This is a genomic window from Shigella sp. SIG3, assembly GCF_053555855.1.
The window spans coordinates 20,453-37,646 of the sequence record NZ_JBQZXE010000022.1; the positions used below are offsets into that span (position 1 = coordinate 20,453).

Sequence of the window (17,194 nt, forward strand, 5' to 3'; positions counted from 1 at the left end):
TAAAAAATCCTCTACTGCAGTAACTAACGAGTAGCAAAAACGATGAGTCTGAACCTGGTAAGTGAACAATTGCTAGCGGCGAACGGCCTGAAACATCAGGACTTGTTCGCGATCCTCGGTCAACTGGCCGAACGTCGCCTTGATTATGGCGATCTCTATTTTCAGTCGAGCTATCACGAATCCTGGGTTTTAGAAGACCGCATTATTAAAGATGGTTCTTACAACATCGATCAGGGCGTTGGCGTGCGTGCAATCAGCGGTGAAAAAACCGGATTTGCTTACGCTGACCAAATCAGCCTGCTGGCGCTGGAACAGAGTGCGCAAGCGGCGCGCACCATCGTCCGTGATAGTGGTGATGGCAAAGTACAGACGCTGGGCGCGGTAGAGCATAGCCCGTTGTATACCTCGGTAGATCCGCTGCAAAGCATGAGCCGTGAAGAGAAGCTGGATATCCTGCGTCGCGTCGATAAGGTTGCTCGCGAAGCGGACAAGCGCGTACAGGAAGTGACTGCCAGCCTCAGTGGTGTCTATGAATTAATTCTGGTTGCGGCCACCGACGGCACGCTAGCGGCGGATGTCCGTCCGCTGGTGCGTCTTTCCGTGAGCGTTCTGGTCGAAGAAGATGGCAAACGCGAACGCGGTGCCAGTGGCGGCGGCGGTCGTTTTAGTTATGAGTTCTTCCTTGCCGATCTTGACGGCGAAGTCCGTGCGGATGCATGGGCAAAAGAAGCAGTGCGTATGGCGCTGGTCAATCTTTCTGCCGTTGCTGCACCAGCGGGCACCATGCCGGTAGTACTTGGCGCAGGTTGGCCGGGCGTGCTGTTGCATGAAGCGGTAGGTCACGGTCTGGAAGGCGACTTCAACCGCCGTGGCACTTCAGTATTTAGTGGACAGGTCGGGGAGCTGGTGGCTTCAGAACTGTGTACCGTGGTTGATGACGGCACGATGGTCGATCGCCGTGGTTCGGTGGCGATTGATGACGAAGGTACGCCAGGCCAGTACAACGTGCTGATTGAGAACGGCATTCTGAAAGGCTACATGCAGGATAAACTCAACGCGCGTTTGATGGGGATGACGCCGACTGGCAACGGTCGCCGTGAATCCTACGCCCATCTGCCCATGCCGCGTATGACCAACACCTATATGCTGCCGGGTAAATCGACCCCGCAAGAAATTATTGAATCCGTTGAGTACGGTATCTATGCACCGAACTTTGGTGGCGGTCAGGTGGATATCACCTCCGGCAAATTCGTTTTCTCCACTTCAGAAGCATATCTGATTGAAAACGGTAAAGTAACGAAGCCGGTGAAAGGCGCAACGTTGATTGGTTCCGGTATCGAAACCATGCAGCAGATTTCGATGGTTGGCAACGACCTGAAACTGGATAACGGCGTGGGTGTCTGCGGTAAAGAAGGGCAAAGTTTGCCGGTTGGCGTGGGCCAGCCAACGTTGAAAGTCGATAACCTGACTGTTGGCGGTACTGCGTAATAATTTCATTATTTTCAGAAGGATAATTAATCTTTCTACGTGCACGAACGGTCCCCTCGCTCCTCTGGGGTTAGGGTGAGGGGAACCCGTTGGCACAGGTTTGTAGAACGTAACAGTACAATATGAATTACTTCTCTTTCCCGCGCCCGTGCATCTCCTGAAACAATTTACCGACCTCAACAAAATAATCCGTCAGCGAGTTGATCACGACCTGTACCTTCAGCGGCAGCTTATCTTTTTCGGTATATAACGCATAAACCGGGCGTGGATCTGACTGATAACGCGGCAGCAGGATCTCCAGCTCCCCACGATTGATCTCGTTGATCACCCACATCAGCGGCACGTAGGCGATCCCGGCACCCGCCGTTAGCCAGCGCACCAGCGTCATCGGATCATTAGTCACAAATCTCCCTTGCGGGATCAGGCGAGTCGAGATCCCTTCCGGTGCAATCAGTTCAAATTCATTGTCGGGCCGCACGCTGTATTCAAGCCATGAATGGCTACTTAAATCGGCGGGTTTTTCCGGTATGCCGTATTGTGTGAGATAGCTTTTCGCGGCGCACACCACCATTGGCATCGCGCCAAGACGGCGGGAAAACAGGCTGGAATCCTGCAACGCGCCGACGCGGATCACCACATCCAGACCGTCGGCAATCAGGTCGGGGGCTGGAATTCCGGTAACCAGATTGGCGCTCAAACCTGGGTATTCTTTCAGCATTTTGGCTGTCAGCCCGGCGAGAACATTTTGTGCCATAGTTGAAGAACAGCCAATGCGTAGCGTCCCGATGGGGGTGTTATTGAAGGCATACAGTTGCTCATGAACATCCTGCACTTCATGAAGCATACGACGGCAGCCCTGGTAGTAAATTCTACCGGCTTCGGTCAGGCCAATGCTGCGTGTGCTACGGTTTAACAGCTTTACCTGCAACTCATCTTCCAGTTTTGACACCGTCTGACTGATGGACGAAACGCTCATCTGTAGCTGTCTGGCGGCGGCGGTAAAAGAGCCAAATTCAACTACTTTGGCAAACACCGACATGCGTTTTAGTCGTTCCATTATTCACTCTGACTTAAAAGTGATTTAGATCACATAATATAGATAACAGCATAACAGTTACGCTAATATATTAAATATCAATCTACAGCAATGTTGCTCTCGCCCGGCTTTCCATGCCCTTCTCTGCGGCGACAGATGCTGAAAATAATAACGCCTGCTCTCTCTATACAACCAAGGTCAACATGAGTCTGTTTCCCGTTATCGTGGTGTTTGGGCTGTCCTTCCCACCGATATTTTTTGAATTGCTTTTATCACTGGCGATTTTCTGGCTGGTGCGCCGGGTACTTGTGCCAACAGGTATCTACGACTTTGTCTGGCATCCGGCGTTGTTCAACACCGCGCTCTATTGCTGCTTGTTTTATTTGATATCGCGACTGTTCGTTTGAGGTTGAAGTGAAAACACTAATAAGAAAATTCTCCCGTACGGCCATCACGGTCGTATTAGTCATTCTGGCCTTCATCGCAATTTTTAATGCCTGGGTCTATTACACCGAATCCCCCTGGACGCGTGACGCGCGCTTTAGCGCTGACGTCGTTGCGATCGCGCCGGACGTTTCTGGACTCATTACCCAGGTGAATGTTCATGATAACCAGCTGGTGAAAAAAGGACAGATACTGTTCACCATCGACCAGCCGCGCTATCAAAAGGCGCTTGAGGAAGCGCAAGCCGATGTTGCTTATTATCAGGTACTGGCACAGGAGAAACGCCAGGAGGCCGGACGTCGTAACCGTCTCGGTGTGCAGGCGATGTCTCGCGAAGAGATCGACCAGGCTAACAACGTACTACAAACGGTTCTGCATCAGTTAGCGAAAGCGCAGGCGACCCGCGATCTGGCAAAACTGGATCTTGAACGCACGGTGATCCGAGCGCCAGCAGATGGCTGGGTGACCAACCTCAACGTCTATACCGGTGAGTTTATTACTCGAGGATCAACGGCGGTTGCGCTGGTGAAACAGAACTCCTTCTATGTACTGGCCTATATGGAAGAAACTAAGCTGGAAGGGGTGCGTCCGGGGTATCGTGCAGAGATCACGCCGCTTGGCAGTAACAAAGTGCTGAAAGGGACTGTTGATAGTGTTGCCGCTGGGGTCACCAACGCCAGCAGCACGCGTGACGACAAAGGGATGGCGACCATCGACTCTAACCTTGAATGGGTGCGTTTGGCGCAACGTGTTCCGGTTCGTATTCGTCTCGACAACCAGCAAGAGAACATCTGGCCTGCGGGCACCACTGCTACAGTGGTGGTCACTGGCAAACAAGATCGCGACGAAAGCCAGGATTCGTTCTTCCGTAAAATGGCCCATCGCCTGCGTGAGTTTGGTTAATCACGATGGGTATTTTCTCCATTGCTAACCAACATATTCGCTTTGCGGTAAAACTGGCGACCGCCATTGTACTGGCGCTGTTTGTTGGCTTTCACTTCCAGCTGGAAACGCCACGCTGGGCGGTACTGACAGCGGCGATTGTTGCCGCCGGTCCGGCCTTTGCTGCGGGAGGTGAACCGTATTCTGGCGCTATTCGCTATCGTGGCTTTTTGCGCATCATCGGCACATTTATTGGCTGTATTGCCGGACTGGTGATCATCATTGCGATGATCCGCGCACCATTATTGATGATTCTGGTGTGCTGTATCTGGGCCGGTTTTTGTACCTGGATATCCTCGCTGGTACGAATAGAAAACTCGTACGCGTGGGGGCTGGCCGGTTATACCGCGCTGATCATTGTGATCACCATTCAGCCGGAACCATTGCTTACGCCGCAGTTTGCCGTCGAACGTTGTAGCGAGATCGTTATCGGTATTGTGTGTGCGATTATGGCGGATTTGCTCTTTTCTCCGCGATCGATCAAACAAGAAGTAGATCGAGAGCTGGAAAGTTTGCTGGTCGCGCAATATCAATTAATGCAACTCTGTATCAAGCATGGCGATGGTGAAGTTGTCGATAAAGCCTGGGGCGACCTGGTGCGACGCACCACGGCACTACAAGGCATGCGCAGCAACCTGAATATGGAATCTTCCCGCTGGGCGCGGGCCAATCGACGTTTAAAAGCGATCAATACGCTATCGCTGACGCTGATTACCCAATCCTGCGAAACTTATCTTATTCAGAATACGCGCCCGGAATTGATCACTGATACTTTCCGCGAATTTTTTGACACGCCGGTAGAAACCGCGCAGGACGTCCACAAGCAGCTCAAACGCCTGCGGAGAGTTATCGCCTGGACCGGGGAACGGGAAACGCCTGTCACCATTTATAGCTGGGTCGCGGCGGCAACGCGTTATCAGCTTCTCAAGCGCGGCGTTATCAGTAACACAAAAATCAACGCCACCGAAGAAGAGATCCTGCAAGGCGAACCGGAAGTAAAAGTAGAGTCAGCCGAACGTCATCATGCAATGGTTAACTTCTGGCGAACCACACTTTCCTGCATTCTGGGCACGCTTTTCTGGCTGTGGACGGGCTGGACTTCCGGCAGTGGTGCAATGGTGATGATTGCGGTCGTGACGTCACTGGCAATGCGTTTGCCGAATCCACGCATGGTGGCGATCGACTTTATCTATGGGACGCTGGCCGCGCTGCCGTTAGGGCTGCTCTACTTTTTGGTGATTATCCCTAATACCCAACAGAGCATGTTGCTGCTGTGTATTAGCCTGGCAGTGCTGGGATTCTTCCTCGGTATAGAAGTACAGAAACGGCGACTGGGCTCGATGGGGGCACTGGCCAGCACCATAAATATTATCGTGCTGGATAACCCGATGACTTTCCATTTCAGTCAGTTTCTCGACAGCGCATTAGGGCAAATCGTCGGCTGTGTGCTCGCGTTCACCGTTATTTTGCTGGTGCGGGATAAATCGCGCGACAGGACTGGACGTGTACTGCTTAATCAGTTTGTTTCTGCCGCTGTTTCCGCGATGACTACCAATGTGGCACGTCGTAAAGAGAACCACCTCCCGGCACTTTATCAGCAGCTGTTTTTGCTGATGAATAAGTTCCCAGGGGATTTGCCGAAATTTCGCCTGGCGCTGACGATGATTATCGCGCACCAGCGCCTGCGTGATGCGCCGATCCCGGTTAACGAGGATTTATCGGCGTTTCACCGACAAATGCGCCGCACAGCAGACCATGTGATATCTGCCCGTAGCGATGATAAACGTCGTCGGTACTTTGGCCAGTTGCTGGAAGAACTGGAAATCTACCAGGAAAAGCTACGCATCTGGCAAGCGCCACCGCAGGTGACGGAACCGGTTCATCGGCTGGCGGGGATGCTCCATAAGTATCAACATGCGTTGACCGATAGTTAAGTCAAAACCGACGCCAAAAGCGTCGGTTTTTTCATGGCTATACTTAGCGATGCACGGCAGAACTCGCCGCGAAACGTGACGGTGGCAACAGATGAATATTTATGCCTTTGATTTTAATGAGATTGAGAGTCAGGAGGATTTTTATCGTGACTTTAGCCAAACCCTTGGTCTGGCTAAAGATAAGGTACGCGATCTTGACTCACTATGGGATGTGTTAATGAACGATGTCCTGCCGCTACCACTTGAGATTGAATTTGTTCATCTGGGAGAGAAAACGCGTCGCCGTTTTGGCGCGTTAATATTGCTGTTTGATGAGGCAGAGGAAGAGCTGGAAGGGCATTTGCGTTTTAATGTTCGTCATTAGCGCAAAAAAAAGCCCCCGAACCGGGGGCAATATCGTCGGACAAAACGATGAGGGTTTATTTGTACAGTTCAGCCGTAGCGTGCCAGGTGTCACCGCTACGAGCTTCAGTAATCTGGTAGGCCGTTGCGCCTTTCTCTTCCGCTTTTTTGTTCAGCATTTCACGTATATCCATTGGCGAAGACGCCACACCACTTACGGATACGGTCCCGATTGCTTCACGATTTTGTGCTTGTGCAGCATCAATGGAGTCGGCAGCGAATGCACCGAAAGAGAGAACAGAAAGTACGCTTAATGCAGCTACAGTGGTTTTGATTTTCATGATTTTTACCTCGACATAATCTTTTAGCTGGGCCTTTGTTTCGTGACCCATATCACAAAATCAAGCATACACTAATTATTGAACTAATTAATACCACGCTAACTGTTTCAGTTGATACTAAGTGTTAAAAATGTGAATTTTAATAACAAAAAAGTATAAAAAACACGGTTATTTATTATTAATTATAGTATTTTCAATTAGATAATGAATTTTGCATAATGTGCTTTTTTTACCGTATGTATTCATTTTGTGAATGATGTGTCGCGGTAAAACGCACTATTCGTTAAATGTATCGCAGGAGAAAGAAGGGGAATGAGAGGGATAAGCAACATTTTCCCCGCCGCCAGAAGCGACGGGGCAGAGATTAAAGCTCCTGGTCGAACAGCTCTAAAATCGCTTCGTACAGGTCTTTGACGGTGAAACCGTTAGCAGGGGTGGTAAAGATGGTGTCATCGCCAGCGATGGTGCCCAGAATACCTTCTGCTTTGCCCAGTGAGTCCAGCAGGCGAGCAATTAACTGCGCCGCGCCAGGGCTGGTATGAATCACGACAACTGCATCGTTGTAGTCGATATCCAGCACCAGATTCTTCAATGGACTGGAGGTGGTTGGTACACCCAGTTCAGCTGGCAGGCAGTAAACCATTTCCATTTTGGCATTGCGTGTACGTACAGCACCAAACTTGGTCAACATCCGCGAGACTTTAGACTGATTAATATTGTCAAAGCCTTGCTCCTGCAACGCGGCGACGATTTCGCCCTGGGAGCTAAATTTCTCTTCTTTAAGTAATGCTTTAAATGCTTTAACTAGTTCTTCTTGCTTAGCCGAGCTTCGCATAAGTCACCCGATATGGTGGTTGATACAACATTATTGTGCATACAGATGAATTTTTATGCAAACAGTCAGCCCTGAAGAAGGCTGAAATAATGTTATGAAAGAGCGGGATTTTATCAAATTTCGTTATTGAGAAACATGCCTGCGTCACGGCATGCAAATTCTGTTTAAAAGTAAATTAATTGTTATCAAATTGATGTTGTTTTGGCTGAACGGTAGGGTATATTGTCACCACCTGTTGGAATGTTGCGCTAATGCATAAGCGACTGTTAATTACGTAAGTTAGGTTCCTGATTACGGCAATTAAATGCATAAACGCTAAACTTGCGTGACTACACATTCTTGAGATGTGGTCATTGTAAACGGCAATTTTGTGGATTAAGGTCGCGGCAGCGGAGCAACATATCTTAGTTTATCAATATAATAAGGAGTTTAGGATGAAAGTCGCAGTCCTCGGCGCTGCTGGCGGTATTGGCCAGGCGCTTGCACTACTGTTAAAAACCCAACTGCCTTCAGGTTCAGAACTCTCTCTGTATGATATCGCTCCAGTGACTCCCGGTGTGGCCGTCGATCTGAGCCATATCCCTACTGCTGTGAAAATCAAAGGTTTTTCTGGTGAAGATGCGACTCCGGCGCTGGAAGGCGCAGATGTCGTTCTTATCTCTGCAGGCGTAGCGCGTAAACCGGGTATGGATCGTTCCGACCTGTTTAACGTTAACGCCGGCATCGTGAAAAACCTGGTACAGCAAGTTGCGAAAAACTGCCCGAAAGCGTGCATTGGTATTATCACTAACCCGGTTAACACCACAGTTGCAATTGCTGCTGAAGTGCTGAAAAAAGCCGGTGTTTATGACAAAAACAAACTGTTCGGCGTTACCACGCTGGATATCATTCGTTCCAACACCTTTGTTGCGGAACTGAAAGGCAAACAGCCAGGCGAAGTTGAAGTGCCGGTTATTGGCGGTCACTCTGGTGTTACCATTCTGCCGCTGCTGTCACAGGTTCCTGGCGTTAGTTTTACCGAGCAGGAAGTGGCTGATCTGACCAAACGTATCCAGAACGCGGGTACTGAGGTGGTTGAAGCGAAAGCCGGTGGCGGGTCTGCAACCCTGTCTATGGGCCAGGCAGCTGCACGTTTTGGTCTGTCTCTGGTTCGTGCACTGCAGGGCGAACAAGGCGTTGTCGAATGTGCCTACGTTGAAGGCGACGGTCAGTACGCCCGTTTCTTCTCTCAACCGCTGCTGCTGGGTAAAAACGGCGTGGAAGAGCGTAAATCTATCGGTACCCTGAGCGCATTTGAACAGAACGCGCTGGAAGGTATGCTGGATACGCTCAAGAAAGATATCGCCCTGGGCGAAGAGTTCGTTAATAAGTAATTGATTAGCGAATAATAAAAAACCGGAGCACAGACTCCGGTTTTTGTTTTGAGCACTCGACTTAATTGGTTGCCGGATATTCCTGAATGGTGACCTGCAGCGTTAACTGCTTATCATCACGCATCACTACAACCGGGATCACCGAACCAGGGCGAATTTCCGCCACCTGATCCATCGTCTCCAGAGCAGAGATGGCCGGTTTGTTATCCACCGAAATAATCAGATCGTTGACCTGAATACCCGCATTCGCCGCTGGGCCGTCAGGTGACACTTCATTAACCACGATCCCTTGCAGTTGATCTATACCACCGCTCTGCGCGTGCAGTGGTGCGATCTCGCGTCCGCCGATACCAATGTAGCCGCGGATCACGCGACCATCGCGGATCAGCTTATCCATAATTTTGGTTGCTAACTGGAAAGGAATCGCAAAGCCGATACCTTCCGGCGTTTCGCCATCGTTACTCTTATCAAACGACAGCGTGTTAATGCCCATCAGTTCTCCCAGCGAGTTCACCAGCGCGCCGCCAGAGTTACCGTGGTTAATGGAAGCATCGGTTTGTAGGAAGTTTTGCCGCCCGGTCGGGTTCAGACCGATTCGACCCGTGGCACTAATAATCCCTTGGGTAATGGTCTGCCCGAGGTTGTACGGGTTACCGATCGCCAGTACTACGTCGCCAATGTGCGGTACGCGACGTGCATTAATTGGAATGGTAGGTAAACCGCCAGTGGCATTAATTTTAAGTACCGCCAGATCGGTTAGAGAGTCAGATCCCACCAGCAATGCTTCAAATACACGTCCATCCTGTAAGGCGACGATGATCTGATCGGCGTCGTTGATGACGTGTTTATTGGTGATGATATAACCGCGTTGATCCATGATTACACCGGATCCCAGGGTGCGGATCTCAAGCTGGTTGTGAGAGTTGGTGTTCAAACCACGGTTGTAAACGTTAACCACCGCTGGCGCGGCGCGGCGAACCGCCAGATTATAGCTGGCAGGCGTCTCATCGGTACTGTCAAATTGCGGAGTGGAAAGCGGGTTAAGGCTGCGCAGCGAAGGCATGGCAACCAGCAGAATAGCGCCGACAATTAATCCAATCGCAACGGAACGTAAGAGCTTCACAAACATGATGGAGGCGTCATTAAAAAAGGGAACGGCAGCAGCATACCACGAGTTAACCGGACATCACACGTCAGCCTGATGCCCGGTTTACGACATTAACGCATCAGCAGATAGATGCTTTCATTGCCGCGTACAATTTGCAGGGCGATGATGGCCGGTTTTGCCGCCAGCACTTTACGCATTTCAGCAATCGAGTTCACCCGATCGCGGTTGACGCCAATGATCACATCGTCTTTTTGCAAGCCAGCCTGAGCAGCTGGGCTTCCTTTGACAACTTCATCTATCTTAATACCTTTGCCGCCATCTTTTAGCTGACCATCGCTCAACGTTGCACCTTCCAGCGCTGGCGTGATCATTTCAGCGCTGGCCGACGAAGAGGTGTTGGTATCAAGCGTCACTTCTACTTCCAGTGGTTTGCCGTTACGCAGCAGGCCAAGCTTCACTTTCGTGCCCGGCTCTGTAGTCGCGATACGAGAGCGCAACTCAGCAAAGCTATTCAGCGGTTTGCCGTTGAGGCTGGTAATAATATCGCCCGCTTTGACGCCCGCTTTCGCTGAGCCAGAACTTGGCAACACTTCGCTGACAAACGCGCCACGCTGCACGTCAAGGTTGAAGGCTTTGGCGATATCGGCACTCATCTCGGTGCCTTTGATGCCTAACAAACCGCGTTTGATTTCACCAAAGTCGATAAGCTGCTGCGCCAGTGTTCGCGCCATATTACTGGGGATGGCAAATCCAATCCCGACGCTCCCGCCGCCAGGCGCAAGGATTGCAGTGTTGATGCCAATTAACTCACCGTTAAGGTTTAATAGTGCACCGCCGGAGTTACCGCGGTTAATGGAAGCATCTGTCTGGATAAAGTTTTCCAGACCTTCAAGATTCAACCCGCTGCGGCCTAATGCGGAAACAATGCCAGAGGTGGCGGTTTGCCCAAGGCCAAATGGGTTACCGACCGCTACGGCAAAATCACCGACGCGCAATTTATCGGAGTCGGCAATAGCGATTTGCGTTAATTTGCTCGGGTTTTGAATTTGTAACAGGGCGATATCGCTCTGGTCATCGCTACCAATCAGTTTTTCATCAAACTCGCGCCCATCATTGAGCTGAATACTGATTTTCTGTGCCTGATTAATCACATGGTTGTTGGTCAGCACATAGCCTTTACTGGCGTTGATGATGACACCGGAACCTAAACCTTCGAAGGGTTGTGCAGGTTGATCCGGTAAATCATCACCAAAAAACTTTTTGAATTCTTCCGGGATTTTCTGTCCCTGACTGGCCGTTCCTTCCACCCGTACGCTCACCACTGCCGGAAGCACTTTTTCCAGCATTGGAGCCAGACTGGGGAGAGGGGCCTGATCGGCAACCTGGCCTGGAATCGACGCGACGGCCTGAAATGACGCCGAGAGAGTTAACCCGGCACTTAACGCTAATGCACTCAACAGCTGGGTTTGTTTTTTCATTATTCCTGCTCTCGTACCTGAATGATAAGAAAAGAGATTCAAAACAGTTTGATGTTATTGAATTTTCAGACGGCTAACAATGAGACACCAGATTAAATGATAGTCGTGGAGGGAGAGAAGAGGAGGGCGCAATGGCTGCGCCCGAAAAATAAATTAGTCGCGCTTCGCGCCAGTACGCAGCAGGCCGGATGCGCCTTCAGAATAGTCGCGAGGCATCTGCACCGGTGCCTGATCGTTGCTGGCTTCAGACTCTGCCAGACGATTACGGAACGGGTTTGCTTCAGCAGACAGTTCCGGCAGCAGGCTGCTGGAGCTTTTTGCCATGTGCTGATACAGCTGGCGATAGTCGTGCGCCATGGTATCCAGTAATTCCGCGCTGCGGGCAAAGTGGCTAACCAGCTCTTCGCGATACTCGTCCAGTTCAGCTTTATTCTTTTCCAGTTCGTACTGCAACGCCTGTTGCTGGCGTAGTTTACGATTACCAAAACGCATGGCCACAGCACCAATAATGATGCCGACGACTAACCCAATTAGCGCATATTCCCAGGTCATGAACATCTCCCGTTGTCTTTTGTTTCCGTAGGGTGTTGGCTTCAGGCTCCATGCCTGCGGCTGATTATGCCACTATAACCGTTAATTCCACAGAAGTGGAATCCCGACTGCATATCGCGTAGTGTAGAACGGCCTTTTTTTCGTCAACCGTGAACAACGGCGCACCGATTATTCAAGGAATAACAATAAGATCATGCAAAGCGTTACCCCAACATCGCAATACCTGAAGGCGCTCAATGAAGGCAGCCATCAACCCGACGACGTTCAAAAAGAGGCCGTCAGCCGCCTGGAAATTATTTATCAAGAACTCATCAATAGCAGGCCACCAGCCCCCAGGACGAGTGGGCTAATGGCGCGGGTCGGTAAGCTGTGGGGTAAACGCGAAGACACAAAGCATACGCCAGTGCGTGGCTTATATATGTGGGGCGGTGTAGGACGCGGGAAAACCTGGCTGATGGACCTTTTCTATCAAAGCCTGCCGGGAGAGCGGAAACAGCGCCTGCACTTTCACCGTTTTATGCTGCGGGTGCACGAAGAGCTAACTGCCTTACAGGGGCAGACCGATCCGCTGGAAATTATTGCCGATCGCTTTAAAGCCGAAACTGACGTGCTCTGTTTTGACGAATTTTTTGTTTCTGATATTACCGACGCCATGCTACTTGGCGGTCTGATGAAAGCCCTGTTCACCCGCGGTATTACCCTGGTAGCGACGTCAAATATTCCGCCGGACGAACTTTATCGAAATGGCCTGCAACGTGCGCGTTTTCTGCCTGCAATCGATGCCATTAAACAGCATTGTGATGTAATGAACGTGGACGCTGGTGTTGATTATCGACTGCGTACACTCACTCAGGCGCATCTGTGGCTTTCGCCACTCAACGATGAAACCCGGGCGCAGATGGATAAACTATGGTTGGCGCTGGCGGGGGTGAAACGAGAAAATTCACCGACGTTAGAAATCAACCATCGGCCATTGGCGACAATGGGCGTCGAGAACCAGACGCTGGCGGTTTCTTTTACTACGCTGTGCGTCGACGCCCGCAGTCAGCATGACTATATTGCGCTCTCACGCCTGTTTCACACAGTAATGTTGTTTGATGTGCCAGTCATGACGCGGTTGATGGAGAGCGAAGCGCGGCGCTTTATTGCGCTGGTGGATGAGTTTTACGAGCGCCATGTCAAATTAGTGGTGAGTGCAGAAGTGCCGCTGTATGAAATTTATCAGGGTGAGCGGCTGAAGTTTGAGTTCCAGCGTTGCCTGTCACGTCTGCAAGAGATGCAAAGCGAAGAGTATCTGAAGCGCGAGCATTTGGCGGGTTAAAACCTGCCACAAATCACAAAAAGGGGTCGATCTTTGACCCCGACTTCTCTATAATCCTGCGACCCCACGTTACAAGAAAGTTTTTTTCCCAAAACTTTTTGTGTGCTGGCATAGGCTATTCGAAGGGGTAGGTTTGCCGGACTTTGTCGTGTGAACCTCAACAATTGAAGACGTTTGGGTGTTCACCAACGTGTAACTATTTATTGGGTAAGCTTTTAATGAAAACTTTTACAGCTAAACCAGAAACCGTAAAACGCGACTGGTATGTTGTTGACGCGACCGGTAAAACTCTGGGCCGTCTGGCTACTGAACTGGCTCGTCGCCTGCGTGGTAAGCACAAAGCGGAATATACTCCGCACGTAGATACCGGTGATTACATCATCGTTCTGAACGCTGACAAAGTTGCTGTAACCGGCAACAAGCGTACTGACAAAGTGTACTATCACCACACCGGCCACATCGGTGGTATCAAACAAGCGACCTTTGAAGAGATGATTGCTCGCCGTCCTGAGCGTGTGATTGAAATCGCGGTTAAAGGCATGTTGCCAAAAGGCCCGCTGGGTCGTGCTATGTTCCGTAAACTGAAAGTTTACGCGGGTAACGAGCACAACCACGCGGCACAGCAACCGCAAGTTCTTGACATCTAATCGGGATTATAGGCAATGGCTGAAAATCAATACTACGGCACTGGTCGCCGCAAAAGTTCCGCAGCTCGCGTTTTCATCAAACCGGGCAACGGTAAAATCGTAATCAACCAACGTTCTCTGGAACAGTACTTCGGTCGTGAAACTGCCCGCATGGTAGTTCGTCAGCCGCTGGAACTGGTCGACATGGTTGAGAAACTGGACCTGTACATCACCGTTAAAGGTGGTGGTATCTCTGGTCAGGCTGGTGCGATCCGTCACGGTATCACCCGCGCTCTGATGGAATACGACGAGTCCCTGCGTTCTGAACTGCGTAAAGCTGGCTTCGTTACTCGTGACGCTCGTCAGGTTGAACGTAAGAAAGTCGGTCTGCGTAAAGCACGTCGTCGTCCGCAGTTCTCCAAACGTTAATTGGCTTCTGCTCCGGCAGAAAACAATTTGCGAAAAAACCCGCTTCGGCGGGTTTTTTTATGGCTAAATTCTGAATCAGCGTAAAAAATGGGAAGTTGCTTTTTGCTGCCGTCTGAAAGACAGGTAAAACAAAAACCACATCGCCAATAAGGGTCTAAGTCAACTATTTCAGACTAAAGCGCATCTCTTTTTCCCCATTTCCGGCATCCACTCACCACAAAGGTCGCAAAATCTGGTAAACTATCATCCAATTTTCTGCCCAAATGTCGGGTATTGCTCATTTTTTGTTTGATTTTCGAACAAAGAGAGTCGTTCCTTATTGGGTAACACAACTTCTGACTGGCCACCTGGTGGCTGGTAGCAGTAAAAATTCTGACTATACCTGGAGGTTTTCATGGCTGTCGCTGCCAACAAACGTTCGGTAATGACGCTGTTTTCCGGTCCTACTGACATCTATAGCCATCAGGTCCGCATTGTGCTGGCTGAGAAAGGTGTAAGTTTCGAGATCGAACACGTGGAAAAGGACAATCCGCCTCAGGATCTGATTGACCTTAACCCGAATCAGAGCGTTCCGACCCTGGTGGATCGTGAGCTGACCCTGTGGGAATCTCGCATCATTATGGAATATCTGGATGAGCGTTTCCCGCATCCGCCACTGATGCCTGTTTACCCGGTAGCTCGCGGTGAAAGCCGTCTGTACATGCATCGCATCGAAAAAGACTGGTACACGCTGATAAACACTATCATCAACGGTTCAGCTTCTGAAGCAGATGCCGCACGTAAGCAACTGCGCGAAGAACTGCTGGCGATTGCGCCGGTCTTCGGTCAGAAGCCGTACTTCCTGAGCGATGAGTTCAGCCTGGTCGATTGCTACCTTGCTCCGCTGCTGTGGCGTCTGCCGCAACTGGGCATCGAGTTCAGCGGCCCGGGTGCGAAAGAGCTGAAAGGCTATATGACCCGCGTCTTTGAGCGTGACTCTTTCCTTGCTTCTTTAACTGAAGCAGAACGTGAAATGCGTCTGGGCCGGAGTTAATCTGTATGGATTTGTCACAGCTAACACCACGTCGTCCCTATCTGCTGCGTGCATTCTATGAGTGGTTGCTGGATAACCAGCTCACGCCGCACTTGGTGGTGGATGTGACGCTCCCTGGCGTGCAGGTTCCTATGGAATATGCGCGTGACGGGCAAATCGTACTCAACATTGCGCCGCGTGCTGTCGGCAATCTGGAACTGGCGAATGATGAGGTGCGCTTTAACGCGCGCTTTGGTGGCATTCCGCGTCAGGTTTCTGTGCCGCTGGCTGCCGTGCTGGCTATCTACGCCCGTGAAAATGGCGCAGGCACGATGTTTGAGCCTGAAGCTGCCTACGATGAAGATACCAGCATCATGAATGATGAAGAGGCATCGGCAGACAACGAAACCGTTATGTCGGTTATTGATGGCGACAAGCCAGATCACGATGATGACACTCATCCTGACGATGAACCTCCGCAGCCACCACGCGGTGGTCGACCGGCATTACGCGTTGTGAAGTAATACAAAACAGGCCCAGGCGGCCTGTTTTGTCTTTTTAATGACTTAATAAAATAGCGTGATTGTGGCAATCATATTCACCACGAAACCGACTGCCATGGGGATCGCTGTCCGCTTCACCACCGCAAAAGGCGAAACGCCTGCAATTCCTGACGTAACGACCACCACCGCAGTAATCGGCGAAACCGCGCGCGCTAGCGTCGTGGCAAAATGCATCGGCATAATCATTACAACCGCTGGTACATGTAGTCCGGCTGCGATATTCGGAATAAGACTGGCAAATGACATAAACGGCGCATTGCCAGAGCCCATCACAATGGCACAAATGGCAATGACTAGCGCCATAATAATCATCACGCCAATACCGCCCAGACCAGAATGCTCCGCACCCCTGATAACCGCATCAACAGTGCCAATCGTCGTTAAGCCTTTCGCAAATATTTCACCCGCGACCACCAGCGTTACCACGTTGACAAACTGCGTACCCATGCCGTCAAAAAACGCCTGCACATCGTCCATTGTTTCGCGCAAGTTATGCTTGCGGAAGAACTCAACAAACATCGTCACCGTCAAACTTAGTAACATCACCACCACCAGATGCAGTTCTGACTTCATCAGCCCGACGTGGGCGAGGAACAGCGAGCCGAGCATCAGGATTAACGGCATCACAGGTAAAATGGCGTAATAGAGCGGCGGGACATTATCGAGAGTTTTTTGCTCTGCCTGTTCGTGATTGATATTTTTATCTTTTTTGTCAAAAGCGCGTTGCACGAAAAAGTGGGAGATCGCCACCGAGATAATGACGCAAGAGGCGACCGGAAGCTGGTAGTGGAAGAAGTATGTGGCAATTTTCATTCCCGCGACCTGGGCTGCAAAAATGGAGTTCGTTTCCAGAATCCCCCACTCAATGGACATCGTGGTTGCGATAACCGCCACCGCAGAGAGGCGACTTACTCCCAGACTCACCAGCGTCGGAAATAAGGTGACCATCAGCAACATACCCAGACCGGAGGCGCTGGTAATAAACTGCGCCATGATTTGGCCGATGACGTAAGTTGCCGACAGAATAATATACGGCGAGCGAATGAGTTTTAACGGGCGGCTTAGCAAGCTCACCATCGCGCGACTGGCTCCTATGCGCTCCATGTAGCGGGCATAACCGCCCACCGCCATAATCGACAGCCCCAATCCGGCAATGCGGTTGGACAGCATGCGCAGGATTTCATTATAAATGTCGACGATCAAGTAGCCGCTGCTTTTGGCGGGATCGAGTACACCACCGAACCCTAACCAGACTCCGCACATCATCAGGAAGACACCTGCGGCAGCCAGCACCACCTGAGGTTTGTAGTTTTTCAGGATCAAATAGCCCATCGTAATTAATACGATGACAGATATAATTATGCCGAACA

General features: G+C 50.7%; 18 protein-coding genes. 11 read left to right on the plus strand and 7 right to left on the minus strand.

The genetic code is table 11. The features are described 5' to 3' along the window. Positions 1-42 precede the first annotated feature (42 nt). Positions 43-1,488, plus strand: a complete 1,446-nt coding sequence (gene tldD, locus ACUU1I_RS06745; RefSeq protein WP_000055915.1) for a metalloprotease TldD — start codon at positions 43-45, stop codon at positions 1,486-1,488. Between the two features lie 127 nt (positions 1,489-1,615). Here tldD and aaeR read toward each other — a convergent pair whose 3' ends face one another. Then, a complete protein-coding gene (aaeR, locus tag ACUU1I_RS06750) occupies positions 1,616-2,545 on the minus strand; it encodes an HTH-type transcriptional activator AaeR (protein WP_000440309.1) in 930 nt (309 codons plus the stop codon). Positions 2,546-2,727: 182 nt separating this feature from the next. On the opposite strand from aaeR, the gene aaeX reads away from it, so the two are divergent. The 4 genes from aaeX (at position 2,728) to ACUU1I_RS06770 (ending at position 6,208) form a co-directional block, all read left to right on the plus strand. After that, positions 2,728-2,931, plus strand: coding sequence for a p-hydroxybenzoic acid efflux pump operon protein AaeX (gene aaeX / locus ACUU1I_RS06755; RefSeq protein ID WP_000051841.1), 204 nt, complete (start codon positions 2,728-2,730; stop codon positions 2,929-2,931). Positions 2,932-2,938: 7 nt separating this feature from the next. Beyond that, complete coding sequence (gene aaeA / locus ACUU1I_RS06760) at positions 2,939-3,871, plus strand: p-hydroxybenzoic acid efflux pump subunit AaeA (protein WP_000854021.1); 933 nt, start codon at positions 2,939-2,941, stop codon at positions 3,869-3,871. Between the two features lie 5 nt (positions 3,872-3,876). Continuing rightward, on the plus strand, positions 3,877-5,844 hold the full coding sequence (gene aaeB / locus ACUU1I_RS06765; protein WP_000510962.1) for a p-hydroxybenzoic acid efflux pump subunit AaeB: 1,968 nt from the start codon (positions 3,877-3,879) through the stop codon (positions 5,842-5,844). Between the two features lie 91 nt (positions 5,845-5,935). Next, positions 5,936-6,208, plus strand: a complete 273-nt coding sequence (locus ACUU1I_RS06770; protein WP_001028770.1) for a barstar family protein — start codon at positions 5,936-5,938, stop codon at positions 6,206-6,208. Between the two features lie 55 nt (positions 6,209-6,263). Here the strand turns inward: ACUU1I_RS06770 and yhcN are convergent, their stop codons facing one another. After that, entirely contained in the window at positions 6,264-6,527 is a 264-nt protein-coding gene (gene yhcN, locus ACUU1I_RS06775) for a peroxide/acid stress response protein YhcN (protein ID WP_000695688.1), read from the minus strand. Between the two features lie 364 nt (positions 6,528-6,891). After that, positions 6,892-7,362 (minus strand): transcriptional regulator ArgR, encoded by a 471-nt coding sequence (gene argR / locus ACUU1I_RS06780; protein ID WP_001257846.1) that lies wholly within the window; start codon positions 7,360-7,362, stop codon positions 6,892-6,894. A gap of 434 nt (positions 7,363-7,796) precedes the next feature. On the opposite strand from argR, the gene mdh reads away from it, so the two are divergent. Next, positions 7,797-8,735, plus strand: coding sequence for a malate dehydrogenase (gene mdh, locus ACUU1I_RS06785; RefSeq protein ID WP_005071296.1), 939 nt, complete (start codon positions 7,797-7,799; stop codon positions 8,733-8,735). A 61-nt stretch (positions 8,736-8,796) separates the two neighbouring features. Here mdh and degS read toward each other — a convergent pair whose 3' ends face one another. The 3 genes from degS to zapG all read right to left on the minus strand — a co-directional run bounded on the left by degS (position 8,797) and on the right by zapG (position 11,873). Next, positions 8,797-9,864 carry an outer membrane-stress sensor serine endopeptidase DegS gene (degS, locus tag ACUU1I_RS06790; protein ID WP_000497724.1) on the minus strand — a complete coding sequence of 356 codons (1,068 nt, stop codon included), beginning with the start codon at positions 9,862-9,864 and terminating at the stop codon, positions 8,797-8,799. An 89-nt stretch (positions 9,865-9,953) separates the two neighbouring features. Then, positions 9,954-11,321, minus strand: coding sequence for a serine endoprotease DegQ (degQ, locus tag ACUU1I_RS06795; RefSeq protein ID WP_005071293.1), 1,368 nt, complete (start codon positions 11,319-11,321; stop codon positions 9,954-9,956). A 153-nt stretch (positions 11,322-11,474) separates the two neighbouring features. Next, positions 11,475-11,873, minus strand: a complete 399-nt coding sequence (gene zapG, locus ACUU1I_RS06800; RefSeq protein ID WP_001295270.1) for a Z-ring associated protein ZapG — start codon at positions 11,871-11,873, stop codon at positions 11,475-11,477. A 193-nt stretch (positions 11,874-12,066) separates the two neighbouring features. Between zapG and zapE the strand changes: the two genes are divergently transcribed. From zapE to sspB, 5 genes are all read left to right on the plus strand, one after another. Beyond that, entirely contained in the window at positions 12,067-13,194 is a 1,128-nt protein-coding gene (gene zapE / locus ACUU1I_RS06805; protein ID WP_001192314.1) for a cell division protein ZapE, read from the plus strand. Positions 13,195-13,412: 218 nt separating this feature from the next. Further along, a complete protein-coding gene (rplM, locus tag ACUU1I_RS06810) occupies positions 13,413-13,841 on the plus strand; it encodes a 50S ribosomal protein L13 (RefSeq protein ID WP_000847559.1) in 429 nt (142 codons plus the stop codon). Between the two features lie 15 nt (positions 13,842-13,856). Continuing rightward, a complete protein-coding gene (rpsI, locus tag ACUU1I_RS06815) occupies positions 13,857-14,249 on the plus strand; it encodes a 30S ribosomal protein S9 (RefSeq protein WP_000829818.1) in 393 nt (130 codons plus the stop codon). A gap of 394 nt (positions 14,250-14,643) precedes the next feature. Continuing rightward, positions 14,644-15,282 (plus strand): stringent starvation protein SspA, encoded by a 639-nt coding sequence (gene sspA, locus ACUU1I_RS06820; protein WP_000257288.1) that lies wholly within the window; start codon positions 14,644-14,646, stop codon positions 15,280-15,282. Positions 15,283-15,287: 5 nt separating this feature from the next. After that, positions 15,288-15,785, plus strand: coding sequence for a ClpXP protease specificity-enhancing factor (gene sspB / locus ACUU1I_RS06825; RefSeq protein ID WP_000366129.1), 498 nt, complete (start codon positions 15,288-15,290; stop codon positions 15,783-15,785). Between the two features lie 42 nt (positions 15,786-15,827). On the opposite strand, the gene dcuC is transcribed toward sspB, so the two are convergent. Then, positions 15,828-17,194 (minus strand): anaerobic C4-dicarboxylate transporter DcuC (dcuC, locus tag ACUU1I_RS06830; RefSeq protein WP_449144820.1); only part of this gene is annotated, 1,367 nt, incomplete at its 5' end.